This is a genomic window from Streptomyces sp. NPDC058307 (assembly GCF_042880295.1).
Classification (GTDB): domain Bacteria; phylum Actinomycetota; class Actinomycetes; order Streptomycetales; family Streptomycetaceae; genus Streptomyces.
The window spans coordinates 253,420-278,315 of record NZ_JBHVYZ010000002.1 but is presented as its reverse complement, the minus strand read 5'-3'; the positions used below and the strand labels follow the sequence as shown (position 1 = coordinate 278,315).

25 protein-coding genes are annotated in these 24,896 nt (G+C 71.1%); 9 read left to right on the top strand and 16 right to left on the bottom strand.

What is annotated here, in order from left to right; all coding sequences use genetic code 11:
- Nucleotides 1–23: 23 nt before the first annotated feature.
- Nucleotides 24–473 (bottom strand): protein phosphatase, encoded by a 450-nt coding sequence (locus tag ACFVYN_RS03085; protein ID WP_389991614.1) that lies wholly within the window; start codon nt 471–473, stop codon nt 24–26.
- Between the two features lie 84 nt (nt 474–557).
- Here ACFVYN_RS03085 and ACFVYN_RS03080 point away from each other — a divergent pair, with 84 nt between their 5' ends.
- On the top strand, nt 558–1,085 hold the full coding sequence (locus ACFVYN_RS03080) for a SigE family RNA polymerase sigma factor (protein WP_389991611.1): 528 nt from the start codon (nt 558–560) through the stop codon (nt 1,083–1,085).
- Complete coding sequence (locus ACFVYN_RS03075; RefSeq protein ID WP_389991608.1) at nt 1,082–2,008, top strand: hypothetical protein; 927 nt, start codon at nt 1,082–1,084, stop codon at nt 2,006–2,008. Before ACFVYN_RS03080 ends, ACFVYN_RS03075 begins: the two co-directional genes overlap by 4 nt.
- A 48-nt stretch (nt 2,009–2,056) precedes the next feature.
- Here ACFVYN_RS03075 and ACFVYN_RS03070 read toward each other — a convergent pair whose 3' ends face one another.
- The 5 genes from ACFVYN_RS03070 to leuA all read right to left on the bottom strand — a co-directional run bounded on the left by ACFVYN_RS03070 (nt 2,057) and on the right by leuA (nt 8,820).
- On the bottom strand, nt 2,057–2,728 hold the full coding sequence (locus ACFVYN_RS03070; RefSeq protein WP_389991605.1) for a response regulator: 672 nt from the start codon (nt 2,726–2,728) through the stop codon (nt 2,057–2,059).
- The gene (locus ACFVYN_RS03065; protein ID WP_389991602.1) at nt 2,725–4,008 is read right to left on the bottom strand and encodes a sensor histidine kinase; all 1,284 of its coding nucleotides are present in this window, start codon (nt 4,006–4,008) and stop codon (nt 2,725–2,727) included. Before ACFVYN_RS03065 ends, ACFVYN_RS03070 begins: the two co-directional genes overlap by 4 nt.
- The gene (locus tag ACFVYN_RS03060) at nt 4,005–6,080 is read right to left on the bottom strand and encodes an MMPL family transporter (RefSeq protein WP_389991599.1); all 2,076 of its coding nucleotides are present in this window, start codon (nt 6,078–6,080) and stop codon (nt 4,005–4,007) included. Before ACFVYN_RS03060 ends, ACFVYN_RS03065 begins: the two co-directional genes overlap by 4 nt.
- Before the next feature lie 136 nt (nt 6,081–6,216).
- A complete protein-coding gene (locus ACFVYN_RS03055) occupies nt 6,217–6,912 on the bottom strand; it encodes a TerB family tellurite resistance protein (protein WP_389991597.1) in 696 nt (231 codons plus the stop codon).
- Nucleotides 6,913–7,098: 186 nt separating this feature from the next.
- Nucleotides 7,099–8,820, bottom strand: coding sequence for a 2-isopropylmalate synthase (leuA, locus tag ACFVYN_RS03050; protein ID WP_389991594.1), 1,722 nt, complete (start codon nt 8,818–8,820; stop codon nt 7,099–7,101).
- A gap of 329 nt (nt 8,821–9,149) precedes the next feature.
- On the opposite strand from leuA, the gene ACFVYN_RS03045 reads away from it, so the two are divergent.
- From ACFVYN_RS03045 to ACFVYN_RS03030, 4 genes are read left to right on the top strand one after another with little or no spacing between them, the layout of a single operon-like run.
- Entirely contained in the window at nt 9,150–10,217 is a 1,068-nt protein-coding gene (locus tag ACFVYN_RS03045; protein WP_389991592.1) for a M4 family metallopeptidase, read from the top strand.
- Nucleotides 10,218–10,238: 21 nt separating this feature from the next.
- The gene (locus tag ACFVYN_RS03040; protein ID WP_389991589.1) at nt 10,239–10,505 is read left to right on the top strand and encodes a protealysin inhibitor emfourin; all 267 of its coding nucleotides are present in this window, start codon (nt 10,239–10,241) and stop codon (nt 10,503–10,505) included.
- A gap of 58 nt (nt 10,506–10,563) precedes the next feature.
- The gene (locus ACFVYN_RS03035) at nt 10,564–11,886 is read left to right on the top strand and encodes a GH1 family beta-glucosidase (protein WP_389991586.1); all 1,323 of its coding nucleotides are present in this window, start codon (nt 10,564–10,566) and stop codon (nt 11,884–11,886) included.
- Nucleotides 11,883–13,121 (top strand): MFS transporter, encoded by a 1,239-nt coding sequence (locus ACFVYN_RS03030; protein WP_389991583.1) that lies wholly within the window; start codon nt 11,883–11,885, stop codon nt 13,119–13,121. The genes ACFVYN_RS03035 and ACFVYN_RS03030 overlap by 4 nt, the downstream gene beginning before the upstream one ends.
- An 87-nt stretch (nt 13,122–13,208) precedes the next feature.
- Here ACFVYN_RS03030 and ACFVYN_RS03025 read toward each other — a convergent pair whose 3' ends face one another.
- Together ACFVYN_RS03025 and era are read right to left on the bottom strand one after the other, a co-directional pair.
- The gene (locus ACFVYN_RS03025) at nt 13,209–13,736 is read right to left on the bottom strand and encodes a hypothetical protein (protein ID WP_389991580.1); all 528 of its coding nucleotides are present in this window, start codon (nt 13,734–13,736) and stop codon (nt 13,209–13,211) included.
- A gap of 188 nt (nt 13,737–13,924) precedes the next feature.
- Entirely contained in the window at nt 13,925–14,893 is a 969-nt protein-coding gene (gene era, locus ACFVYN_RS03020; RefSeq protein ID WP_389991577.1) for a GTPase Era, read from the bottom strand.
- Nucleotides 14,894–15,058: 165 nt separating this feature from the next.
- Between era and ACFVYN_RS03015 the strand changes: the two genes are divergently transcribed.
- Both ACFVYN_RS03015 and ACFVYN_RS03010 read left to right on the top strand, forming a co-directional pair.
- Nucleotides 15,059–16,381: an ammonium transporter gene (locus ACFVYN_RS03015; protein ID WP_389991574.1), complete on the top strand. Its 1,323-nt coding sequence runs from the start codon at nt 15,059–15,061 to the stop codon at nt 16,379–16,381.
- Complete coding sequence (locus tag ACFVYN_RS03010; RefSeq protein WP_389991572.1) at nt 16,378–16,716, top strand: P-II family nitrogen regulator; 339 nt, start codon at nt 16,378–16,380, stop codon at nt 16,714–16,716. Before ACFVYN_RS03015 ends, ACFVYN_RS03010 begins: the two co-directional genes overlap by 4 nt.
- 42 nt (nt 16,717–16,758) lie before the next feature.
- Here the strand turns inward: ACFVYN_RS03010 and ACFVYN_RS03005 are convergent, their stop codons facing one another.
- The 5 genes from ACFVYN_RS03005 to ACFVYN_RS02985 form a co-directional block, all read right to left on the bottom strand.
- A complete protein-coding gene (locus tag ACFVYN_RS03005; protein WP_389991569.1) occupies nt 16,759–17,766 on the bottom strand; it encodes a WxL protein peptidoglycan domain-containing protein in 1,008 nt (335 codons plus the stop codon).
- Nucleotides 17,767–17,825: 59 nt separating this feature from the next.
- Nucleotides 17,826–19,142, bottom strand: a complete 1,317-nt coding sequence (locus ACFVYN_RS03000) for a beta-xylosidase (protein ID WP_389991566.1) — start codon at nt 19,140–19,142, stop codon at nt 17,826–17,828.
- A 159-nt stretch (nt 19,143–19,301) separates the two neighbouring features.
- Complete coding sequence (locus tag ACFVYN_RS02995) at nt 19,302–19,775, bottom strand: hypothetical protein (protein WP_389991564.1); 474 nt, start codon at nt 19,773–19,775, stop codon at nt 19,302–19,304.
- 204 nt (nt 19,776–19,979) lie between these two features.
- Entirely contained in the window at nt 19,980–20,333 is a 354-nt protein-coding gene (locus tag ACFVYN_RS02990) for a cytidine deaminase (RefSeq protein ID WP_389991562.1), read from the bottom strand.
- A 37-nt stretch (nt 20,334–20,370) separates the two neighbouring features.
- Complete coding sequence (locus ACFVYN_RS02985) at nt 20,371–21,186, bottom strand: helix-turn-helix transcriptional regulator (protein WP_389991653.1); 816 nt, start codon at nt 21,184–21,186, stop codon at nt 20,371–20,373.
- Nucleotides 21,187–21,332: 146 nt separating this feature from the next.
- Between ACFVYN_RS02985 and ACFVYN_RS02980 the strand changes: the two genes are divergently transcribed.
- The gene (locus tag ACFVYN_RS02980; RefSeq protein WP_389991560.1) at nt 21,333–22,766 is read left to right on the top strand and encodes an MFS transporter; all 1,434 of its coding nucleotides are present in this window, start codon (nt 21,333–21,335) and stop codon (nt 22,764–22,766) included.
- On the opposite strand, the gene ACFVYN_RS02975 is transcribed toward ACFVYN_RS02980, so the two are convergent.
- The 3 genes from ACFVYN_RS02975 to ybeY are packed head-to-tail and all read right to left on the bottom strand — an operon-like array spanning nt 22,728 to nt 24,885.
- The gene (locus ACFVYN_RS02975; protein WP_389991557.1) at nt 22,728–23,087 is read right to left on the bottom strand and encodes an MmcQ/YjbR family DNA-binding protein; all 360 of its coding nucleotides are present in this window, start codon (nt 23,085–23,087) and stop codon (nt 22,728–22,730) included. The genes ACFVYN_RS02980 and ACFVYN_RS02975 overlap by 39 nt on opposite strands.
- Nucleotides 23,084–24,391, bottom strand: coding sequence for a hemolysin family protein (locus tag ACFVYN_RS02970; protein ID WP_389991554.1), 1,308 nt, complete (start codon nt 24,389–24,391; stop codon nt 23,084–23,086). The genes ACFVYN_RS02975 and ACFVYN_RS02970 overlap by 4 nt, the downstream gene beginning before the upstream one ends.
- Entirely contained in the window at nt 24,388–24,885 is a 498-nt protein-coding gene (gene ybeY, locus ACFVYN_RS02965; RefSeq protein ID WP_352383805.1) for an rRNA maturation RNase YbeY, read from the bottom strand. The genes ACFVYN_RS02970 and ybeY overlap by 4 nt, the downstream gene beginning before the upstream one ends.
- Nucleotides 24,886–24,896 lie beyond the last annotated feature (11 nt).

Genomic DNA, 24,896 nt, shown 5'->3' with positions numbered 1-24,896 from the left:
CGCCGGCGCCCTGGGCTGACCGGTCAGAACCGCCGGACGTACCGCCGCTGCCAGGGTGTCTCCACGGCTCGGCGGTCGTAGTGCTCGCGCACGTACGCGACGGCCTCCCGCGGGGGCACGCCGTCCAGAACCGCCAGACAGGCCAGGGCCGTTCCCGTGCGGCCCCGGCCGCCCCCGCAGGCGATCTCGACCCGCTCGGCGGCCGACCGTTCCCAGGCGTCGATGAGGACCCGTCGGGCCTCCCCGTGGTCCGCCGGCAGACGGAAGTCCGGCCAGCGGACCCAGCGGGAGGCCCAGGGGACCTCCGGCGGAGTGCCGCCGAGCAGATACACGCCGTACGACGGTGTCGGCGCGGCCGGATCCAGCGGGTACCTCAGGCCGCGGCCCCGCACCAGACGCCCGGACGGCAGCCGCAGGACGCCCGGGTCGTGTTCGTCCCACGCCTGGTCCAACTTCTTGTCCCACCCCTTCATGCCCCCATTCGAACCCGTCATCGAGGCCCGGGCAACCGAATCCGCCTCCTTCGTGGTCTGGTGGGCGAGGGAGGGTGTCAGAAGATGCAGGCCGAACAAGAGGACCGGTTCCAGGAATTCGTCAGAGCCAGGTGGTCGCACCTCGTGCGGACCGCCTATCTGCTCACCGGCGACGCCCATCACGCCGAGGACCTGACGCAGACGGCGCTGGCGAAGGCGTACCGCTCCTGGCGGCGCGTGGCCGGCAGCGACAACCCGGAGGCGTACGTCCGTCGGATGCTCGTCACCTGCAACAGTGACCGCTTCCGCAAGCGGCGCGTGAAGGAGTCGCTGACCGACGAGCCACCGGAGCTGGCGGGCCGCGACGAGGCCGTGGCCCGGGTCGACGAACGCGGGGTACTGATGGCCGCCCTGGCCCAACTGCCGCCCAGGCAGCGGGCCGTGGTCGTGATGCGCTACTGGGAGGACCTGTCGGAGGCGGAGGCCGCCGAGGTGCTCGGCTGCTCACAGGGCACCGTCAAGAGCCAGGCGTCCAAGGGACTGGCGAAGTTGCGTACGTATCCGGGGCTCGCGCAGGTCATGGACCGCGCACCGCAGGGAGGCAGCAAATGAGCGAAGAGGAGCGGGACTTCGAGGAGCGGGACTTCGAGGAGCGACTGCGGGAGCTGCTCTCCGAGGACGCGTACACCATCCGGCCCTCGCCGGTGCCGTATCCGCGGATCCGCCGCCAGGGCGTGGTCGAGCGACGGCGCGGGGTGGCGGTGACCGGGGCGGCCCTGATGGCCCTGGCCGCGGTACCGGTGGGGGCGTTCGCGGTGGGCGGTGGAGGGCCGGGGACGGCCGACACGGCGACGGCACCCACGGTGTCGGCGAGCGCCACACCGACACCGACCCCCTCCCCCACGCCCAGTGGGCCGGCGGGACCGGCCACCGCCGGGCAGCTCCGGGACGGGATCACGCTGGAGCGGGCAGCGTCGGGGCTCGACAAGTGCCTCGTCTATGGCCGGGACCGCGTGGCCGACGGTGGCTTCGCCTCCTCGGACCTGGGCAAGGCCGACGAGTACCGGATCATCCTGGCGCTGAACAGCACCGGTGACTCCAACTCCCCCGGTGGCGGCATGTTCGTGGTCGCGGTGAAGGAGAAGCCGAAGGAGACCCGGCTGATCTGCAACATCAAGGACGGCGAGGTCTCGAGCCTCGGCACCAGTGTCGGCGGCGACCGGCAGCCGGACTCCCCGCCCGTGCTGGCCGACATCAACGGCGGCAAGCTCTACCAGCAGTCGTTCCTGAACAAGGGGAACTGGAAGCTGCCGTTCGGCTGGGGCTTCATCGGCACGGTCGAACCGTCGGTGGCCAGGGTGACCGTCTCCTATGGAGGCGCCAGTAGCGAAGCCGTCCTCGACCACGGCTGGTTCGTCGCCTCCGGCACCCTGACCGAACAGGTCACCCGGAACCCGCGCATCAAGGGCTACGACAAGGGCGGCAAGCTGATCTACGACTCGGACGAGGACACGACGTACCAGCACGTGCAGTAGCGGATCGTGGGCGCCGTACAGGGGTCGGCGCCCCCTCCGTCCGTGGGTCTACATGGCCCCCGGAGTCACCACGCCCGACTCGTACGCCACGATGACCAGTTGGGCCCGGTCCCGCGCCCCCAGCTTCCCCATGATCCGGCTGACGTGGGTCTTGGCGGTGAGGGGGCTGAGGCCCAGTGCGCCCGCGATCTCGGTGTTGTTCAGGCCCCGCGCGACCAGGGCCAGCACCTCGCGCTCCCGGTCGGAGAGGCACTCGGGCCCACCGCCCGGTACCGGCATCGGCAGCGACGGGCTACGCAGGAAACGCTCGATCAGCCGGGCCGTCGGCCCCGGGGACAGCAGCGCCTCGCCTGCCGCCACCGTGCGGATGGCGTCGAGGAGTTCGGCGGGCCGGGTGTCCTTCACCAGGAAGCCGGAGGCCCCCGCGCGCAGTGCCTCGACGATGTTCTCGTCGGTGTCGTAGGTGGTCAGGACGAGCACCCGCACGCCGGCCAGCTCCTCGTCGGCCGCGATGAGCCGGGTCGCCTCGATGCCGTCGAGGTCGGGCATGCGGATGTCCATGACCACCAGGTCGGGCCGTACCGCGCGGGCCGCCCGCACCGCCTCCCGTCCGCTGCCCGCCTCTCCTACGACCTCCATGTCCCGCGCCGACTCGACGAGCATGGCGAACGCGGCCCGCACCAGGGTCTGGTCGTCGGCGAGCAGCACGCGGATGGTCATACGGTTCCCTCCCCCACGGTGAGCGGCAGCGCCGCCGTCACCTCGAACCCGCCGTCACGGCGTGGTCCGGCGTCGAGTGTGCCACCGACGCTGCGGGCCCGCTCCCGCATGCCGACCAGTCCGAAACCGGGGCTGCCGCCGGGGACGGGCCCGGTGCCGTCGTCGGTCACCGACACCCGCAGGGCGCCCGGTTCGTCGTACATCCTCAGGCGTACGGCGGGGGTGGGGCCCGCGTGCCGGACCGCGTTGGTGAGCGCCTCCTGGACGATCCGGTAGGCGGCGGCGCCGACGGCGGGCGGTGGGTCCGTGCGGATGCGCAGGTCCTGTTCGACGCGGGCGCCCGCGAGCCGTGCCGCCGCGACGAGGTCGGGCAGGCCGTCGAGGCCGGGCAGCGGGCCGCGGGTGTCCTGGGGGCCGTGGTCGCGCAGCACCTCCAGGGTCGTACGGAATTCGCCGCGCGCGGTACGGCAGGTCTCGGAGATGTCGTCGAGGGCCCCCGCGACCGCCTCCCGGTCCAGGCGCTCGGGGTCGGCGGCCAGGACGTGCGCGGCGACGGAGGTCTGGACGCCGATCAGGGTGATGGTGTGGGCGAGCAGGTCGTGCAGGTCGCGGGCGATGCGCAGCCGTTCCTCGGCGACCCGGCGGCGGGCCTCCTCCTCGCGGGTGCGTTCGGCGCGGACGGCGCGCTCGACGATGGAGGCGACGTACTGGCGGTAGTAGCGCACGTCGATGCCGCAGAAGAGGACGGCGATGATCCATCCGGAGACCCGCAGCAGTTCGAGGGCCTGGTGGGCGCTGACAGTGAGCATGACGGTCAGGGAGATACCGAGGACCGTGGCGCCCGTCAGGACCGTCCGCAGGGGGCGACCGGTGACGGCGACCGTGTAGAGGGCGACGTAGGCGACCGGGGTGGGCGCGAGGTGGTTGTACTCGAGGGCGTGGTACGGCACGACCAGCGCCACCAGCGCGGCCAGCACGAGCAACGGGCGCCGCCGCCGCCACACGATCGGCACATGGACGGCCAGCAGCAGCGTCCACCCGAGGGCGTCCGGGCGGCCGGCCTCGTCGGTGAACAGCGCGGCGCACACGGCCGCCACCGCCAGCACGACGGCGAGCAGCGCGTCGTTGCGGGTGCCGTGCGGGGCGGTCCGCGGGTCGCGGTTGACCGCCGCCATGATCCGGTCCCCCGGGCGGGGTCTCGTGGTTTCCTGCACGGTGTCATCCTCGGGGCGGAGGGCGCCCTTCCGGGAGGGAGGGGCGCCCAGGAGTGACCTCGTCACACGGGTTCCGGCTGGCGCTCGGTCCGTACCGGCGGCTCGGGCGCCCGGGACAGGGACCCCGGCCACCACACTGTCCGCCGCAGCGCGACGGCCGCACTGGTGACCAGGTAGGTGCGGACGAGGAAGGTGTCGAGGAGGACGCCCACCGCGATCACGAAGCCCAGCTCGACGAGTTGGACCAGCGGCATGTTGGTGAGCACCGCGAAGGTGGCCGCGAGGACGAGTCCGGCGGAGGCGATGACCCCGCCCGTGGTCCGCAGCGCGGTGAGGGCGGCGGTGACCGGTTCGGCGCCGGCCAGGGACTCCTCGCGCATGCGGTGCATCAGGAAGATGCCGTAGTCGACGCCGAGGGCGACCAGGAACACGAAGGACAGCAGCCCGAGTCCCGGATCGGTGCCCTCGAACCCGAACACCGGCCCGAAGACCAGCCCGCCGATGCCGAGGGCCGCGGCCCACACGGCGACCACGGCGGCCACGAGGATCAGCGGCGCGACGAGGGAGCGCAGCAGGACCATGAGGATGAGCAGCACGGAGACGAGGACGATCGGCACGACGATCGTCCGGTCCCGGCTGTTGGTGTCCTTCAGGTCGAGCTGCTGGGCGCTGGGGCCGCCGACGTAGGAGCCGTCGAGTCCGTCCCGCAGGGCCTTGATGGTCGCGGTCTCCCCGGCGGACTGGGGAGCGTTCCTGGCGGTGACGGAGATCTCGGTCCAGCCGTCTCCGGTACGGCCCTTGCGCGCGCTGTCGACGCCCCCGGTGCCGCGGACCGCCGCGAGGGTCGCGTCGGCGCGGTCGGCCGGGGTGATGACGGTGATGGGCTGGGTGCCCCGCTCCGGGTAGGCCTCGGCGAGCGTCTCCATGGCGGCGACCGCGTCGGGCCTGCTGGTGAAGGAGTCCTCCTGCTTGAGGTTGCCGGGCAGGTTCAGCACGCCCAGGGCGAGCGCCCCGAGCAGCACGGCCCCGCCGGCCAGCACGGTGAGCGGACGCCGCCCGGCCGAGCTGCCCATCGCGGCGAACAGCGACCGGCGGGCCTTGGTGGTGCTGCCGTGGCGCGGCACGAGCGGCCAGAAGACGCGCCGCCCCAGCAGGACGAGGACCGCGGGCAGCAGCGTCGTCATCGCGGCGAGCGCGACCAGTACCCCGACCGTCCCGAGCGGGCCCATTCCGCGGCTGCTGTTGAGGTCGGCGGCGAGCAGGCACAGCAGGCCCGCGGCCACGGTCCCGGAGGAGGCGAGCACGGCGGGCCCGCAGCCCTTCAGCGCGGCCGCCATCGCGTCGTACGGCCGCTCGGTCCGCCGTAGCTCCTCCCGGTACCGGGAGACGAGCAGCAGCGCGTAGTCCGTGCCGGCGCCGAACACGAGGATCGTCATGATGCCGCCGCTCTGACCGGTGACGGCGGTCCCGAACCCCTGGTTCAGCCCGTAGGCGACGGCCCGCGCCAGGAACTCCGCCATACCCGCGACGCCGAGCGGCACCAGCCACAGCAGCGGGCTGCGGTAGATGACGATCAGCAGCAGGGCGACCACCGCGGCGGTGGTGTAGAGCAGCGGCCCCCCGAGGGAGTTGTAGACCTCGGCGGCGTCGGTGGCGAGGGCCCCCTCCCCGCCGACCTCGACGCCGAGCCCGTCCCCGCCCTTCGCGATGTCCCGCACGTCGTCGACGAGGCGGTCGCGGGCCTTCTCGTCGGTGCCCGGCTCGGTGCTGGCGAGGGGGTACATGAGGGTGGTCCCGTCCGCGGACGGGATGCCCCGCGGCTCCGCGGTGAGCCGGTGCGCGTCCGCGATCCGCCCGATCTGCCCGGCGGCGGTCGCCCTGTCGGCCGCGGTCAGCCCGCCGTCCCGGTGGTAGACGACGACCATCTGGGTGGCCTCGCCCCCGGGCAGCCGGTCCTGGATCTTCGCGACCTGCGTCGAGTCGGCGCTCGCCGGCAGATAGTCCACGGCCCGGTCCCGCTGCACGTCCGCGAGCTTCGACGCGAACGGCGACACGGCCGCCAGCACGACGATCCACAGCCCCAGCACGAGCCAGGGCACGGCACGTCGTCGCCGTGCGCTCATCTTTGCGGCCCCCATGACGGGCCTCCCTCCGGTCGGACGTCTGGGTCGCTTCCAGACTCCCGGCGCAAGGGCCGCGGTTCGTCGGGCGGGAGGGCGAGTCGGGGGGTACTGCCAGGGGTGACCCGGGGCGCGGACTACTCCCCGGGGAGTATCAGGACGGCGTCCGCGCCGCTGCCAGCAGCCTCGCCACGTCGTCCGCGCAGATCGTCAGGGCCGCGCCCACCGTCGTGAGGACGTCCCGCTCCGCCGGGGTGTAGGGGCCGTCCGCGAGGGCGATGCGGGCCGCCTGGAGGAGGATCGACTCGCGGCCCGTCGGGGCGAGGTGGGGGGCGAGCGGGTCGAGGGCCTCGTGGAGCTCTATGGCCAGGCCGGCCCCGCAGGGGCGGTCGTAGACCCGGCCGGTGTCCTCGGCGAGGGCCTCGACCAGGGCCTCCAGCTGGCCCTCGGTGCAGTCGTCGAAGCCCGCCGCGCGGACCGCGGCGGCCGCGGTCTCCAGGGAGGTGCGCGAGCAGGTGCCGCCCGCCGCCAGGACCGCGAGCGCGACCGTGTGGACGGCGTCGCGGAGCATCGCCGAGAAGCGGGTCGTGGTCGGGTGGCCGAGGACGTCGGTGCCGAAGTGGCGCTGACAGGCCGCGCATTCCACCACCGGGCCGGTGTCCCCGCGTGGCAGGACCGGGACGCCCAGCAGGACGAGGCGCCGACGGCCCGTCAGGCGCTGGAAGTTGCGGTCACCCCCGCAGCCCGGGCAGAAGAACTCGCCGTCGCCGACGGTCGTCCACGCGGTACGGGTCCCCAGGAGGCGCGCAGGCCTGGCGGCACGGCCGTTTCGTCCCCGTTCTGGCAGCACGTCGCACCTCCGCGTAACCCCGCGGCAACATCGCCGCGCTTGCGTGATGTTAGCCACATGAGTGAGGCGGAGTCAGCACCCCCGACGAGACCTGCTCGTGACCTCCACGCGCCGGTGGCCGATAAACGACGGGGCCTTGATCGCCGTATACAGCGACCAAGGCCCCGAAACCGCCGGTCAGAGTGATTATCGAGCGGCTCGGTTGACGGCCGAGACGACCGCCTTCAGCGACGCACGCGTCGTGTTCGCGTCGATGCCGATTCCCCACAGAACCTTGCCGTCGATCGCGCATTCGATGTAGGAGGCGGCCTGCGCGGAGGCGCCCTCGCTCATCGTGTGCTCCTGGTAGTCCAGCAGCCGGGCGTCGATGCCGACCTTGGCCAGCGCGTCGAAGAAGGCCGAGATCGGACCGTTGCCGCTACCGGTGAGGACGGTGTCCTCGCCGTCGACCGTCGCCTCGACCCGCAGCGTGTCCACGCCGTCGGTGTCCGTCGTCGACTGGCCGTTCCTGACCTGGATACGGCCCCACGGGTTCTCGGGGTTCGGCAGGTACTCGTCCTGGAAGACCGCCCAGATGTCGGAGCCCTTGACCTCGCCGCCCTCGGCGTCCGTCTTGGCCTGGATGAGCTTGGAGAACTCGATCTGCATCCGGCGCGGCAGGTCCAGCTTGTGGTCGTTCTTCAGGACGTAGGCGATACCGCCCTTGCCGGACTGCGAGTTGACGCGGATGACCGCCTCGTACGAGCGGCCGACGTCCTTGGGGTCGATCGGCAGGTAGGGGACCGCCCACTCCAGGTCGTCGACGGTGACGCCCTTCGCGGCCGCGTCGGCCTCCATGGCGTCGAAGCCCTTCTTGATGGCGTCCTGGTGGGAGCCGGAGAAGGACGTGTAGACCAGGTCGCCCACGTACGGGTGGCGCGGGTGGACCTCCATCTGGTTGCAGTACTCCCACGTGCGACGGATCTCGTCGATGTCGGAGAAGTCGATCTGCGGGTCGACGCCCTGCGAGAACAGGTTCATACCCAGGGTGACCAGGTCGACGTTGCCGGTGCGCTCGCCCTGTCCGAACAGACAGCCCTCGACGCGGTCGGCGCCGGCCATCAGCGCCAGCTCGGCGGCGGCGACGGCGGTGCCGCGGTCGTTGTGCGGGTGGATCGAGATGCACACGTACTCGCGGCGGGAGAGGTTGCGGTGCATCCACTCGAAGCGGTCCGCGTGCGTGGAGGGGGTCGAACGCTCCACCGTGGCGGGCAGGTTGAGGATGATCTCGCGGCCCGGACCCGGCTGGTACACGTCCATCACCGCCTCGCAGACCTCCAGGGCGAAGTCCAGCTCGGTGTCGGTGAAGATCTCGGGGCTGTACTGGTAGCCGAACTCCGTCTCCGGGCCCAGCAGCTTCTCCGCGTACTCCATCACCAGGCGGGTGCCGTCGACGGCGATCTGCTTGATGTCGTCCCTGGAGCCGCGGAAGACCACGCGGCGGAAGACGGGCGCGGTGGCGTTGTACAGGTGGACGGTGGCGCGCTTGGCGCCCTTCAGCGACTCGACGGTCCGCTCGATCAGGTCCTCGCGGGCCTGGGTCAGTACGGAGATCGTGACGTCGTCCGGGATCGCGCCGGGCTCCTCGACGATGGAGCGTACGAAATCGAAGTCCGTCTGCCCAGAGGCCGGGAAGCCGACCTCGATCTCCTTGTAGCCCATCTTGACCAGCTGGTCGAACATCCGGCGCTTGCGCTCGGGCGACATCGGGTCGATCAGGGCCTGGTTGCCGTCACGCAGGTCGGTGGAGAGCCAGCGGGGAGCGGCGGTGATCCGCTTGTTCGGCCAGGTGCGGTCCGGGATGTCGACCTGCTCGTACTGGCCGTACTTGTGGATCGGCATGGTGGTGGGCTGCTGGCGGTTCGCCATGATTGCGGGGCTCCTCAGGATGTCCGGAAAGGACGGCCGACACGCAACGCGAAGCTCCGCGGGGAGGGAGTCGACCTGGACTACAGGCCCTCGCCGCGGCAGCTAAGAAGAAGCAGCCCGAAACGCATGATGCGCAGAATGCTAGCGGAGCCGCTCTTGGTGCGGGGCGCCGTATCAGTATGCGGGACCAGGGAATCGAAAAGGAGAGATGGGGACAAAAAGTGCGCCATACCACTTCGTCACGGAGCGTGCGCTTCCCTGTCCGCATATTTCACCAATCATGGTTGCGGCTAGTGACACCGTCATGACTCAGTGCAAGGGTGCCGGGCATGACGACTCACGGGGGCTTCGAGCCCGTCTTCTGCACCGTCGTTCCGCCACACGTCCTCGACAAGCTGGCCAGGAACGACGACCCCGCACTCTCCGGTCCCGCCCGGCGCACCCTGATGCGCGACAGCGAGCTGCGCGGCCGCCGCCGCGTGACGGCCGAGTTCGGCCTCGCGGCCGCGCCGACGGCGAAGGCACCGTCGGACCAGCCGCTGCGGACCGTCTACGACGCCGGCCACAAGACCGGCCTGCCGGGCCGGAAGGTCCGCGCCGAGGGCTCCGACACCGGCCAGGACGCCACCGTCAACCGGGCCTACGCCGGTCTCGGCGCCACCTTCGACCTCTACCTGAAGGCCTACGCCCGCCACTCCATCGACGGCGACGGCCTCCCGCTCGACGCCACCGTCCACTTCGACGAGAACTACAACAACGCCTTCTGGAACGGCGAGCAGATGGTGTTCGGCGACGGCGACGGCGAGATCTTCCTCGACTTCACCATCCCGATCGACGTCATCGGCCACGAACTCACCCACGGCGTCACGCAGCACACCGCGAACCTCACCTACTACGGCCAGCCGGGCGCCCTCAACGAGTCGATGTCCGATGTCTTCGGCTCGCTCATCAAGCAGTACACGCTCGGCCAGACCGCCGCCGAGGCCGACTGGCTGATCGGCGCGGGCCTGCTCGCGCCCAGCGTCTCCGGCAAGGCCCTGCGCTCGATGAAGGCACCCGGCACGGCGTACGACGACGACGTGCTCGGCAAGGACCCGCAGCCCGCGACGATGGACGACTACGTCCGCACCGGCCGCGACAACGGCGGCGTGCACATCAACTCCGGTATCCCCAACCACGCGTTCTACCTGGTCGCCAACGCCCTCGGCGGGCACGCCTGGGAGAAGGCGGGGCAGATCTGGTACGACGTCCTGACCGGCGGCGAACTCTCCGAGCGGGCCCTGTTCACCGACTTCGCGAAGCTCACGCTCGCGGCGGCGAAGGCCCGCTTCAACGAGGGCGACGAACTCCAGGCCGTGTCGAAGGCCTGGGAGCAGGTCGGGGTGCGAATCCTGTGAGTCCGTACTAGACAGGGACCCATGCGTATTCAGGTACGGCGCACGGGCGGGTTCGCGGGCATCGAGCGGCACAAGGAGGTCGACACCTCCGGGCGGCCCGATGCCCACGAATGGCAGGCCCTGGCCGAGAAGGCTCTCGCCGCCGGCCGGGACATCCCGCCGACCGGGGTTCCGGACGGCTTCAGCTACGAGATCACCGTGGACGGGAAGACGGTGTACGCGGCCGATCCCCGGCTGACGGAGGAGCAGCGGGAGCTGATCTCGAAGGTACTCAAAGAGGGCGCCTAACTGGTTGTTCCCTCTTGCCCGTTGACTTCCTTACCCGCCGGTAAGGATGATCCGGCGCATGGCGACTCAAGAGCATCCCCTCCCCCAGTTCCCCGCCGGCTTCCTGTGGGGCGTCTCGACCTCGGCCCATCAGATCGAGGGCGCGACGGACGAGCGCGAGCGGTCCGTGTGGGACACCTTCACGGCCGAACCGGGACGGGTGAAGGACGGCTCGACGGCGGCGGTGGCCTGCGACCACTACCACCGCTACCGCGAGGACGTCTCCCTCCTGGCCGACCTGGGCGTGGACGCGTACCGCTTCTCCGTCTCCTGGCCGCGGGTGCGCTCCGAGGGCGGTCTCGACTTCTACGACCGTCTCGTGGACGAACTGGTCGCGGCGGGCGTCCGTCCGGTCCCGACGCTCTTCCACTGGGACCTGCCGATGGCCTTGCAGGAGGAGGGCGGCTGGCTGGAGCGGGACACGGCGTCCCGGTTCGCCGAGTACGTGTCCCTCGTCGCCGACCGTCTCGGCGACCGCGTCAACAAGTGGATCACTCTCAACGAGCCCGCCGAACACACCCTGTTCGGCCACGCGCTCGGCGCCCACGCCCCGGGCAAGCAGCTGATGTTCGACGCGCTGCCCGTCGCCCACCACCAGCTCCTGGGCCACGGTCTGGCCGTACAGGCGCTGCGCGCGGCCGGTGCCACGGACATCGGGATCGCCAACTCGCACGGCCCGACCTGGCCCGCCTCCCGGGAGCAACCGGACCTGGAGGCGGCGGACTTCTACGACCTGCTGCTGAACCGGCTGTTCGCGGACCCGGTCCTCCTGGGCGAATACCCCTCCGGGCTGGGCGACCTGATGCCGGGCGACGTGGCCGCCGACCTCAAGGTCATCAGCGAGCCGCTGGACTTCTACGGGGTCAACTACTACGCGCCGACCCGTGTGGGCGCCCCGCAGGGCGAGGACATCGAGTTCGGCGGGCTGACGATCCCCGCCGAACTCCCCTTCTCCGTACAGGAGATCGAGGGCGTCCCGGTGACGGACTTCGGCTGGCCGGTGGTCCCGGAGGGGCTCACCGAACTCCTCACCGCCTTCCACGAGCGCTACGGCGACCGGCTCCCGCCCGTCGTCATCACCGAGAACGGCTGCTCCTACGAGGGCGTCGACGACCAGCGCCGGATCGCCTACCTGGACGGCCACGTCCGCGCCCTGCACAAGGCGGTCGAGGCGGGTGTGGACGTGCGCGGGTACTTCGTGTGGTCGCTGATGGACAACTTCGAGTGGGCGGAGGGGTACGCGCGCAGGTTCGGGCTGGTGCACGTCGACTTCGAGACGCTGGCCAGGACCCCGAAGGCGTCGTACGCGTGGTACCGGGAGCTGCTCCGGGCGCAGAGGTGACAACGGCTCTCTCGGAGCCCGTCGAGCGCGTCGGCAGGGGCTGGACCGCGTCCTTGTCCCTCGCCAACGTGGCGATCTGGGTGGGCTGGTACGGCCCGCTGCAGATCCTGCTGGCCCGGCAGGCGGAGGACTTCGCGCCCGGCACCGGCATGTCGAAGGAGACCCTGCTGGCCTGGGTGACCGGGGTGGGCGCGGTGGTGTCCCTGGCGGCGAACCCGTTCTTCGGCGCGCTGTCGGACCGCACCACGGCCCGCTGGGGCCGCCGCAGCCCGTGGATCGTGGCCGGTGCGGCGGGCGGCGCGCTGTCGCTGCTGGTGGTCGCCGGGGCGGGCGGGCTGTGGGTCATGACGCTCGGCTGGTGTCTGGTCCAGCTGACCCTGAACGCGGCCTTCGCGGCGGTCACGGCGGCCGTCCCGGACCGGGTGCCGCGGTTCCAGCGGGGCGCGGTGGGCGGCTGGATCGGGGCGGCGCAGATCCTGGGCGCGGTCGTCGGCACGGGGCTTGCGACGGCGGCGGGCGGGATCGCGGCGGGCTATGCGGCGTGCGCGGTGTTCACGCTGGCGGGCGTCCTGCCGTACGTGCTGCGCCACCGGGATCTCAGGCTGGGTCCCGCGGACCGTCCCGCCTGGTCGTGGCGGTCGTTCGCACGTGGCTTCTGGCTCAGTCCGCGCCGCCACCCCGACTTCGCCTGGGCCTGGCTGACCCGCTTCCTGATCAACCTCAGCAACGCGCTGGTGCTTCTGTACTTGCTGTACTACCTGCGGGACCGCCTGCACTACGACAACCCCGAGCGGGGCGTGCTGATCCTGACCGCGGTGGACAGCGTGGCGCTGCTGGCCACGGTCGTGGTGGGCGGCGTCTGGTCGGACCGGGTGGGACGCCGCAAGCCGTTCGTGCGCTGGTCCGGGGTCCTGATGGCGGTGGCCACGGGAGTGCTCGCGGTGTGGCAGACCTGGCCGAGCGCGATCGTCGTGGCGGCGCTGCTGGGGGTGGGCCTCGGGGTGTTCATGTCGGTCGACTTCGCGCTGATGACGGATGTCCTGCCGACGGCTGTCGACCGGGGGAAGGACCTGGGCATCATCAACGTGGCCAACTCCCTGCCCCAGGTGGCGGCCCCCGCCCTGGCGGCACCGATCGTCACGCACCTCGGGGGGTACCGGGCGCTGTACGGGGTGGCGGCGGCGGTGGGTCTGGCGGGAGCGGTGCTGGTCGGCCGCATACGAAACGTCGACTGAAGCCTGCCTCAGAGGGCGGCCCGGCAACGCGTCCACACCGGGGAGGGGCCCTGATCCGGCCGGCGGACCACGGCAAGCTCGCGTAGGTCAGCCACCATCGGCGGCTGCTACGGCTTCCACCGCCGCCCGCCGCAGCGCACGGCTGGTGACCCAGCGGTTTTTCCCGCCGACCAGGTGTGCCACGGCCTGGCCGACCCATTCCGGGTCGCCCAGCAGATGCGGTTTCCCCTCGTCGATGAGGTGCCGCAGCAGATACTCCAGCCGGAGGGCGTCCACGGCACGATAGGGACGCGCGTGCTGGTCGAAGCACAGCTGATGGTCCTCGTACGGATGGCGCAGCGTCATGTGCAGCCAGCCGCCGCGCCCGGCTACCATGCCCTTCAACGTGTACCTGCCCCTGCTGTCCGGGCTCCAGGAGTGCGTGCCCCAGGTGATCCAGATGCCGGTCATGATCCTGGACCACGGGATCAGCCGTCCCTCGGAGTCCGGCTCGCGCTGGTAGAGCCCGTCCGGGCGCAACTCCACCCATCGAGTGCCCGATCGGGTGGCGTCCCCGACTCCCCAGTGTCCGTCGTGCAGTTCCAGCGGACCGAGGAATGCACCGTCCTTGACCATGCGGTCATTGAATCACTCGCGCCCGAACTGCTGCGCTATTCATGCCCGTCCGCAGTCGGGTCGGAGGTCCAGGCTGCATCGACATGCGGCTACCACCGCCCGGCCGGCGTGCCCAGCAGCGCCTCGAACAGCCCACGACCCTCGACGCCGACCCTCCAGCAAGGCACCCGCGCCCCCATCCGCCCCGGTCAGAACCCCAGCTTCCGCAACTGCCGAGGATCCCGCTGCCAGTCCTTCGCCACCTTCACGTGCAGGTCCAGGAAGACCGGTGTGCCCAGGAGCGCCTCGATCTGCTTGCGGCTCTTGATGCCGACCTCCTTCAGGCGCTTGCCCTTGGGGCCGATGATGATGCCCTTCTGGCTGGGGCGCTCGATGTAGACGAAGGCGTGGATGTCCAGGAGGGGCTTGTCGGCGGGGCGGTCCTCGCGGGGGAGCATCTCCTCGACGACCACCGCGATGGAGTGCGGGAGCTCGTCGCGGACGCCCTCCAGCGCGGCCTCGCGGATCAGTTCCGCGATCATGACCTGCTCGGGCTCGTCGGTGAGGTCGCCCTCGGGGTAGAGCGCCGGCCCCTCGGGAAGCATCGGGATGAGCAGGTCCGCCAGCAGGTCGACCTGCTTGTTCGCGGTCGCCGAGACCGGGACGATCTCCGCCCACTCGATGCCCAGCTCCTTGCCGAGCAAGTCGACGGCGATCAGCTGCTCGGCCAGCGTCTTGGAGTCGACGAGGTCCGTCTTCGTGATGATCGCGACCTTCGGCGACTTCTTGATCCCCGCGAGTTCCTTCGCGATGAAACGGTCACCGGGCCCGAGCTTCTCGTTCGCCGGCAGGCAGAACCCGATCACGTCGACCTCGGCCCATGTGGTGCGTACGACGTCGTTCAGCCGCTCACCCAGCAGCGTGCGCGGCTTGTGCAGCCCGGGGGTGTCCACCAGGATCAGCTGGGCCTCGGGCCGGTGCACGATCCCACGGACCGTGTGCCGCGTGGTCTGCGGCTGGTTCGCGGTGATCGCCACCTTCTGCCCGACCAGAGCGTTCGTGAGGGTGGACTTGCCCGCGTTGGGGCGGCCCACGAAGCAGGCGAAGCCGGCGCGATGGGGTGCCTGCGACGAGGCCGACGGCTCGGATGACTCACTGCGAACGCTCATGCGCCCCATTCTCCCTGATCCACAGAGCCCCGCCGTACAAGCGCCCGAGCGACCGCATTCCGGTGAGCTTCCAGAAACCTCCACGCAATGAAACATCATGGAAACACCGACGTGCTCAACCGGAAACGCACGCCGGTGACCCTCTGACGAGCCCCCACCTCGTTGGAGACCTCCATGTCCCTCGCCGCCGCACAGGCAGCAGCGCGCATCGACACCGGCGACACCGCCTGGCTGCTCGCCGCCACCGCCCTCGTCCTGCTGATGACCCCGGGGCTCGCCCTGTTCTACGGCGGCATGGTCCGCACGAAGAGCGTCCTCAACATGCTGATGATGAGCTTCGTGTCGATCGCCCTGGTCACGGTGGTGTGGCTGGCCGCCGGCTACTCCCTGGCCTTCGGCGACGACACGTTCGGCGGCCTGATCGGCAACCTGAAGCACGCCGGCATGAGCGGCCTCGGCCCCGACAGCGTCCACGGCACCGTCCCCACCCTCCTCTTCGCCACCTTCCAGCTCACCTTCGCGATCATCACGGCGGCGCTGATCAGCGGCGCGATCGCGGACCGCGCGAAGTTCGGGGCGTGGCTGGTGTTCGTCCCGGTCTGGGCCCTGCTGGTATACGTTCCGGTCGCCCACTGGGTGTGGGGCCCGGGCGGCTGGGTCCTGGACAAGCTCGGCGCGCTCGATTTCGCGGGCGGTCTGCCCGTCGAGATCACCTCCGGCGCCTCCGGTCTCGCCCTCGCGCTGGTCCTCGGCCCGCGTCTGGGCTTCAAGAAGGACGCCATGCGCCCGCACAACCTCCCCATGGTCGTCATGGGCGCGGGGCTCCTCTGGTTCGGCTGGTTCGGCTTCAACGCGGGCTCGGCCCTCGGTGCCAACGGCCTCGCCGCCGCCGCCTTCCTCAACACCCTCGCCGCCGGCTGCACCGGCCTGCTCGGCTGGCTCTTCGTCGAGCAGAAGCGCGACGGCCACCCGACCACGCTCGGCGCCGCGTCCGGCGCGGTCGCGGGCCTGGTCGCGATCACCCCGTCCTGCGGCTCGGTCTCCCTCCTCGGCGCGCTCGTCGTCGGCCTCGCCGCCGGTGTCGTCTGCTCCTACGCGGTGGGCTGGAAGTTCAAGCTGAACTACGACGACTCACTCGACGTGGTCGGCGTCCACCTGGTCGGCGGAGTCATCGGCACGCTCCTGATCGGCGTGTTCGCCGTGAAGGAGATGACCGGCGGCACGGAGGGACTGCTGTACGGCGGCGGGCTCGCCCAGCTCGGCAAGCAGCTGGTGGCCGTGGTCGCCGTAGGGGCGTACGCCTTCCTGGTGACGTACGGCATCGGGAAGCTGATCGACAGGGTGCTGGGCTTCCGGGCCGAAGAGGAGCACGAGCAGACCGGTCTGGACCTTACGGTGCACGCCGAGACGGCATACGATCACGGCGTCCTGGGCCACGGTGCCCCGGTCGGCGCGTCCTCCGTCCCCCACGCCCAGAAGGTCAAGACCCAGGCATGAAGCTCATCACCGCGATCGTCAAGCCGCACCGCCTCGACGAGGTCAAGACCGCGCTCCAGGAGATCGGCGTCCACGGCCTGACCGTGACCGAGGCCAGCGGCTACGGCCGTCAGCGCGGCCACACCGAGGTGTACCGCGGCGCCGAGTACCAGGTCGACCTGGTCCCCAAGGTCCGCATCGAGGTCGTCGTGGACGACGCCGACTCGGACGCCGTCATCGACGCGATCGTCAAGGCCGCCCACACGGGCAAGATCGGCGACGGCAAGGTGTGGGCACTGCCGGTGGAGACGGTCGTACGGGTGCGGACGGGCGAGCGCGGGCCGGACGCCCTTTAGGGCGAGGGGCGCGGGAGGGCTTTCAGGCGCGCGGGAGGGCTTTCAGGGGCGCGGGGCTGCATCGATGTGCGGCACCGCCGCGGGGCGCGACCAGCCCCCACCGGCCCGCACCCGCGAACGAACCCACAACCCCCCGCCCACCATCACCGCCACCAACAGGGCAACGGCAACCAACCACGGCAGGGCGAAGAAACTCGCACTCGCCGACTCCCGTGTGTCCTTCGCGCTCGCCGTCAACTTCACGTCGCCCCAGTCGAGTTGGGGTGCGCCCCGCCACGGCTCGCTCAGCCGCACCCGCTGGCCGGGCAGCAGCTCGCCCGGGATCCTGGCGAGTTCCCGGGCGAGCAAGGTCCGCCCGAACAACCCCGTCGCCCGCAGCTCCACCTTCGGGCTCAGGGTGACGTTGCCGGTGTTGCGCAGGGTGTACGAGATCGTCGCACCGCTGTCCCCCAACCCCGGTACCAGCGGCTGGTGGTGGCTGACGTGGACGTCCTCGACGGCGACCGCCGGGACGGTGGGCCCGCCGACGCGGAGGTAGATCCGGGCCGCGACGGCCCGCTGCACGCCGAGCGCCACCGCGCCGCCGCCCTTGTCGATCCGTTCGTCCAGCGCCACCAGCGCGCCGGGATGGTCGCCCGGTTCGGCGCCCTCGGGCACCGACAGCGTGAACGGCACGGTGACCTCGCCGTGCGCGGGGACGGTCACCCGGGACTTCGCGGGCCTCGCCCAGGCCCCCACCCCGCGCTGCCTCTCCGCGACCGTCCGCACGGCGAAACCGCCGTCGCGGGCGGTGTTGTAGGCGTCGGCGGCGTAGAGGCGGAAGGTCAGCGGCCTACCCGTCTTGTTGCTGACGACCACCTTGTCGTCGATGCTCTGCCCGGGGTCGGCGGAGAGATAGAAGTAGGGCCGCGCGGCGATCTGCGAGGCGGCGGGATACACGGACCAGCTGCCGTTGTCGGCGGCGTACGCGGGCGCGGCGGCCGTGACCAGGAACAGGCTCAGGACAAGGCTCGGGAGAAGGCTCGGGAGAAGGACGTACAGCTTGCGCATGGGTGCGGACTCCCACGGATGCGAGAAGGACGGACGGGCGGGTGCGGGCGCCCGTCCGGTCAGCTGAGCGTGAGGGTGAGAACGCCGGAGTACGTGCCCACGGGCGTGAACGCCGGTACGTTCAGGGAGAGTCCGGCGCCCGCGGTGAACTCGCCGCCGGTGAGCGCGGCGTTGGGCGTGGACGCGAGAGTCGCTCCCGAGGATCCGACCGGGCCTGCGGAACCGGCCTGGCAGGTGCTCGGGCTGCCCGCCTTGGTGGCGCAGGTCGGGCTCCAGCTCAGCGCACCGGCGTCGATCTTGGCGCCGGGTCCGGTGAAGTCGGTGACCTTGCCGGTGAGGGACCAGCCGGCGGGGCCGCCGCGGAAGTCCTTGACGGTCACCTTGTTCAGGTCACCGGTCGAGGGTCCGCCCTTGCCGTAGTCCACCGCCGAGAGGCTGACGGCGTCCCCGGCCTGGGACATGGACAGCGTGCCCGCCTTCACCGTGGTGGTGACCTTCTGGCTGCCGGCGGGAACGGGCGTGTCGTCGACGACGACGTACGCCTTGGGCCCCGCCCCCTTGGCGTCGCTCCACGCGCTGCCCTCGTACGCCACGACACCGGTCGTCGTCCTGTCCTTGACGACGAGCGATCCGCTGAAGGCGCCCGAGGAGTTGGCGGTGGCGGTGGCGGTGTCCGCGGTCTGGGCGGCGCCGGCCCGCCCGGCCAGGGTGACCGTCGCACCCGGGGTGAACTTGCTGCCGGTGACCGTGACGCTGTCACCGGGCTTCCCGGAGGCCGAACCCAGCGCGATGTCCCGCTCGTTGGCGGGGTTCGCGTCCGTCGCGGTGACCGTTTCGGAGACCGGGGCGGGCGGGGTGATCACCGTGCAGGGGGTGTCCAGTTCGAGGATGTAGCTGGTGTGGATGTTGTAGTCGCCGGGCGACAGGGTGATCGCGCCGGGTGAGGTGACCTTGAAGGTGCCGGTCATCGAGAACGACGGGAAGGCGCCGTTGCCCGGCACCGGGTCGTTCTTCTTCGGTCCGGCGACCGTCACGGCACCGGTCTGGGCCCCGCCGAGGGTGACCTTGCCGGTCGGCGTCATGATGTCGGCCGGCAGTGCGATGGCGGTGGGGTTGCTGGCGGCGGGTTTGACCACCGTGTAGGTCACGGTGACGGTGTCGCCCACCTTGGGGCTGGTGTTGTCCACGGCGATGGCGGCCGTCGTGGTGCCGTCGATCGGTGGGATGCCCGCGACCGCGGGCGGGATGCAGTGCGTGGCGAAGTCCACGTTGGTGGCGGCACCGGCCGGACAGGCCAGTGCGCCGCCCGCGGTGACCGCGAGCGCGGTCGCCCCGACAAAGGACGCCAGACGGCGTCTTCGAGTCGTCGAACCCATGGAATGTTGCCCCCTCCGGAAGCTCCTGAAGTCCTGCGCCGACAGGGGGCATTGATGTGTGGATCGCGTGAGAAGTCAATGGAGTTGCCGCAGAAACCTGACGGTATGTCAGTTCCTGCGGCAACCGGGGGACTTGCTACGAGATGCCGATCCGATGGATCAGTCGAACACGAACGGACCCGGGGCCTGCGGACCGGTCGCCGTGCAGGTGACGGTGATCCCGAAGACGACGATCTGGAGCGAACCGCCGTACGCCTCCAGGTTGTCGCCGGAGGCCACCGTGCCGTTGAGGGGACCGACCGTGACCGGATCGCCGGCCGCGATGGCCGGGTTCTCCGTGCCGGAGAAGGTGGTGGTGCCGCCGTTCGCGTTCACGAAGGTGAGGGTCGAGGAGATCGAGTCCTCGTCGAGTGCGAGCGGGGCGTTGATCGCCGAGGTGACGGTGACGGTGGCCGCGGTGCCGTCCTGGGTGGCGGTGAGGGTGGCCTGGCCGCTGCCGAAGACGCCGCAGTCCGCGTCGATGGTCGCGGTGTCCGGGGTGACGGCCAGGGCGGCGGGTGCGAACGCGAGACCGACGGCCGCGAGCATGCCGACGACCAGTGCCGCACCAGCGCCTGTGCGCTTGCCTTTCATGGAATCCGGTTCCCTTCCCGTGGTGGGGAGTGCCATGTGGGGATGGACGGGGGGTGTATTCCGACGGACGGTCGGACTTCACGGGGCGTGGTGCGGGACGCCGGGTGAACTGGAATCTGACGGTCCGTCGGAATATCCGGTTCCATTGATGCGCGTGGGACCAGGAACGGCAAGCCGGAATTCCGGCCAACCGCCACGGGAGTGTCAGCCGGCGGTCACGGTACTGCGCACGGTGCCGTCGACCCCCGCCACCAGCACCGGAGTCCGCGGCCCGCCCAGATCCCGGACGGCGGCCCGGTCCTGCTCGGAGGCCGATTCGGCGTCCGTCACCACGGCCGCCGCCTCCAGCGACTTCGCCCCGGACGCCACCGCCATGGCCACCGCCGTCTGCAGCGCGCTCAGCTTCAGGGACGCCAGCTCGACGGTCCCGGCCACATACGTCCGCCCGGTGTCGTCCCGTACGGCCGCCCCCTCGGCCACCCCGTTACGGGCCCGCGCCGAACGGGCCAGGGTGACGATCTTGCGGTCCTCGGGGTCAAGCGCACTGTTGTCGGTCATGACAGGAGCATACGAAGCACACCCGTCACCGAGTGCGTCACCCCGCCACCGGATACATCGCCCCCCGGCGTCCCTCCGGTGAGGCCAGCCACTCCAGCTTGGCCGCTGTGTTCGCCTCGTCCAGCGGGGTGTGCAGGACGACCGTCAGGTCGGAGCGGGCCGGTACCTTCATCGCCGTGGACTCCACGCACAGCAGCCCGACCAGCGGATGGTCGAGCTCCTTGCGGATCACTCCGGCGTCCTCGATGTCCCGCCGCTCCCACAGCTCGGTGAACTCGGCGCTCGCCGACCGCACCCGGGCCAGCACCTCCTGGAACCCCTCGTCGTCCGGCCGCGCCGAGGCGGCCGCCCGGAACTGGGCGACGACCGTGCGCGCGTTCTGTTCCCAGCTGTGCGATCGCGACCGGTACAGCGGGTCGGTGAAGAAGTCGACGAGACAGTTCTGGGTGTTCTCAGGACGCATGCCGAGCACCCAGCCCGCCGCGTCGTTGTACAGCACGCAGTTGTAGTACGCGTCCATGATGTGCGCCGGATACGGCATCCACGCGTCGATCAGCCGCAGCAACCCCTCGCAGCCATGCTCGGCGGCCGGTTCCGGCGCGGGCGGGTTCAGCCCGGCGAGGACGTACAGATGCCGCCGCTCCGCGTTGCTGAGCCGCAGCACCCGCCCGACGGAGTCGAGGACCTGCGGGGACACGGAGATGTCCCGCCCCTGCTCCAGCCACTGGTACCAGGAGGCACCCACCCCGGCGAGCACCGCGACCTCCTCGCGCCGCAGCCCGGGTGTCCGCCGCCGCGCCCCGCCGTCCGGCAGCCCGGCCTCGGCGGGCGAGACCCGGGCCCGCCGGCTCATCAGGAACTCGCGCAGCTCACGGTGCCGCTCGCTCTTGGGTACGACCTCGGGCACGAACGCTTCCCCCTCGCCTCTGCCTGGTGGTGCCACCACCAGCACAACTTGCGGCTCCCCACGGCTATTCCGGCGCCCGCAGGCTCTTGCCCATGGCGATCGACACCACAAACCCCGTCCCCGACGCCCTCGACACCCCCCGGCTGTCGACGCGCGACAAGCTCGTCCTGTTCGTCCTGTGCGCCGCCCAGTTCATGGTCGCGCTGGACTTCTCCGTCCTGAACGTCGCCCTGCCCGTCCTCGGCGCCGACCTCGGCATGAGCCCCTCCGCCCTTCAGTGGGCGGTCACGGCGTTCGCGCTGCCGTCCGGTGGTTTCCTGCTCCTGTTCGGCCGCATCGGCGACCTCTACGGCCGCAGGAAGCTCTTCCTGTCCGGCCTCGCCCTGTTCGGCGTGGCCTCCCTGCTCGCGACCCTCGCCTGGGACCCGGCGTCCTTCCTCGCCGGACGCGCCCTCCAGGGCCTCGGCGCGGCGGCCATCGTGCCGACCGGGATGTCCCTGCTCACCACGACCTTCCCCGAGGGACCCGCCCGCGACCGCGCCCTGGGCATCTCCGGCACCCTGCTCTCGCTCGGCTTCACCGTCGGCATGGTGGCCGGCGGCACCCTCACCGACACCTTCGGCTGGCGCTCCACGATGGGCCTGCTCTCCCTGTTCGCCCTGATCGTGCTCCCGCTGGCCCCCGCCCTGCTCCCGGAGTCCCGCACCCCTGACCGCCCCCGCCTGGACATCCCCGGCGCGATCACCGTCACCGGCGGCCTGCTCTCCCTGATCTACGCCCTGTCGACCGCCGCCGACCACGGCTTCGGCCGTGCCGACGTCCTCGTCACCCTGGCTTCGGGCCTGCTGCTCCTCGCCGCGTTCGTCAGGATCGAGTCCCGTTCCGCACAGCCCCTGGTGTCCCTGCCCATGCTGCGCCGCCGCACAGTGGCGTGGGGCAACATCGGCGGTCTGGTCACCTTCTCGATGATGTCGACGGTCGTCTTCGTGCTGACCCTCTACCTCCAGGAGGTCCTGCACCTGTCGGCCTTCGAGACCGGCCTGGTCTTCGGCGTGCAGGGCGTCCTGTCGGCGGTCGCCGGCACCTACGCCGCGAGGGTCATCGGCCGCTTCGGCCCGCGCCGCACGCTGGTCGGCTCGCTCGTCGGCCAGGGCACCCTGATCGCCGCCCTGCTGGGCCTGGGCACCGGGAACTGGTCCGTCTGGCTCGCCACGGCCGCCGTCTCCCTGGCCAGCATGTGCCACCTCGGCGCGATCATCTCGTACGGCGTCACCGTGACCTCCGGAGTCCCGGACGAGGAGCAGGGCCTGGCCACCGGCCTGGTCACCTCCACCCAGCAGGTCGGCCTCACCGTCGGCATCCCGCTGCTGGGCGTCCTCGCCACCACCTCCGACGATCTGCTGTCCGGCGTCCACACGGTCCTCGCCCTGGACACGGTCATCGTGCTGGCGGCGGCGGCACTGGTCGCGGTGGGGCTGCGGGTGCGCTCAGGGGCGGTCGAGGCGGAGCCGCTCGGCGCGCGGTAGACCGGCCACCACCAGGTCGTACGAGTCCTCGACGAGCTCCCGGATCACACGGTCCGGGAGTTCGCCGTCCACGGTGACGGTGTTCCAGTGGCGCTTGTTCATGTGGTAGCCGGGGATGATCAGCCCGGGATGGTCCGCACGCAGCCGGATCGCGTCCTCCGGGTCGCACTTGAGGTTGACCGTCAGGGGCCGCGCGTCCAGGTTGGTCAGGGCGAAGAGCTTGCCCAGCACCTTGAAGACCGAGGTCTCGGGGTTGAACGGGAAGTCCTCCACCACCGCGTTGAAGGACAGACACAGGGCGCGCAGCTCCTGGGGGCTCACTCGGCCACCTTCTCCTCTTCGGCGGGTTCGAGGGCGCCCACCGGCTCCACCAGCACTGTCACGATCTTGTTCCGGCGCCCCGCGGCGGCCTCCGCGGTCAGGCGCAGTTCGCGCCCGTCCGGAAGCTCGACGACCGCGGACGCCCCGGCGATCGGAACGCGGCCCAGCGCCTTCGCCAGCAGCCCTCCGACGGTCTCCACGTCCTCGTCGTCGTACTCGTCGAGCCCGTACAGCTCGCCGAGGTCGGTGATGTCGAGGCGGGCCGTGACCCGGTGGCGGTCGTCGCCGAGGTCCTCCACCGGCGGCAGTTCACGGTCGTACTCGTCGGTGATCTCGCCGACGATCTCCTCGAGGATGTCCTCGATGGTGACGATGCCGGCCGTGCCGCCGTACTCGTCGATCACGACGGCGACGTGGTTGCGGTCCTGCTGCATCTCGCGCAGCAGGTCGCCCGCGTTCTTGGTGTCGGGCACGAAGGCGGCGGGCCGCATGGCCGTGGACACCAGCTCGCTCTCCGCGTCCCGGCTGATGTGCGTCTTGCGGACCAGGTCCTTCAGATACACGATCCCCACGATGTCGTCCTCGCTCTCCCCGGACACGGGGATGCGCGAGAAGCCCGAGCGCAGCGCGAGGGTCAGCGCCTGGCGGATGGTCTTGAAGCGCTCGATGACGACGAGGTCGGTGCGCGGCACCATGACCTCCCGCACCAGCGTGTCACCCAGCTCGAAGACCGAGTGCACCATCCGGCGCTCGTCGTCCTCGATCAGGGACTCCTTCTCGGCGAGGTCGACCAGCGCGCGCAGCTCCGCCTCGGAGGCGAACGGGCCCCGGCGGAAGCCCTTGCCGGGGGTGAGCGCGTTGCCGATGAGAATCAGCAACGACGGGATCGGGCCCATGATCCGGGCCAGCGGGAGCAGGACGTACGCGGCCGCAGTGGCCGTGTTGAGCGGGTGCTGACGTCCGATGGTGCGCGGGGAGACACCCACCGCCACGTACGACACGAGCACCATGACCCCGATCGCGACCAGCAGGGCGCGAGTGGTGCCCGGGAACTCCTGGAGACAGGCGTAGGTGACCAGGGCGGCCGCCGCCATCTCGCAGGCGACGCGCACCAGCAGCGCCACGTTGAGATAGCGGGTCGGGTCGGCGGCGATCTGCGCGAGCTTGGCGCTGCCCCGCCGGCCGTTGCGTACGGCTTCCTCGGCACGGAAGCTGGAGACGCGCGCGAGGCCCGCCTCCGCGCAGGCGGCGAGCCAGGCGACGACGACCAGGGCGATCGCGCCGGAGACGAGGGGCAGGCTCATGAGACGGTCGGCGCGGGGGACGGACCGGTGAGCCCCTTCTCCTGCCGCCAGCCGTCCACGATGGCCGCCTGCAGGCCGAACATCTCGGCCTTCTCGTCCGGCTCCTCGTGGTCGTACCCGAGCAGATGCAGCACCCCGTGGACGGTGAGGAGCTGCAGCTCCTCGTCCATGGAGTGCTGCGTCTCGGCCTCCTCGCCCTGCCGCTTTGCGACCTCGGGACACAGCACGATGTCGCCGAGGAGGCCCTGCGGGGGCTCGTCGTCGTCCTTGCTGGGCGGCCTGAGCTCGTCCATCGGGAACGACATGACGTCGGTGGGCCCCGGCAGGTCCATCCACTGGATGTGCAGCTGCTCCATGGCGTCGGCGTCCACGACGATCACCGAGAGCTCGGAGAGCGGGTGGATGCGCATCCGCGCGAGCGCGTAGCGGGCGATGTCGAGGATCGCCTGCTCGTCGACCTCGGTTCCGGACTCGTTGTTGACGTCGATCGACATGGTGCTGGCTT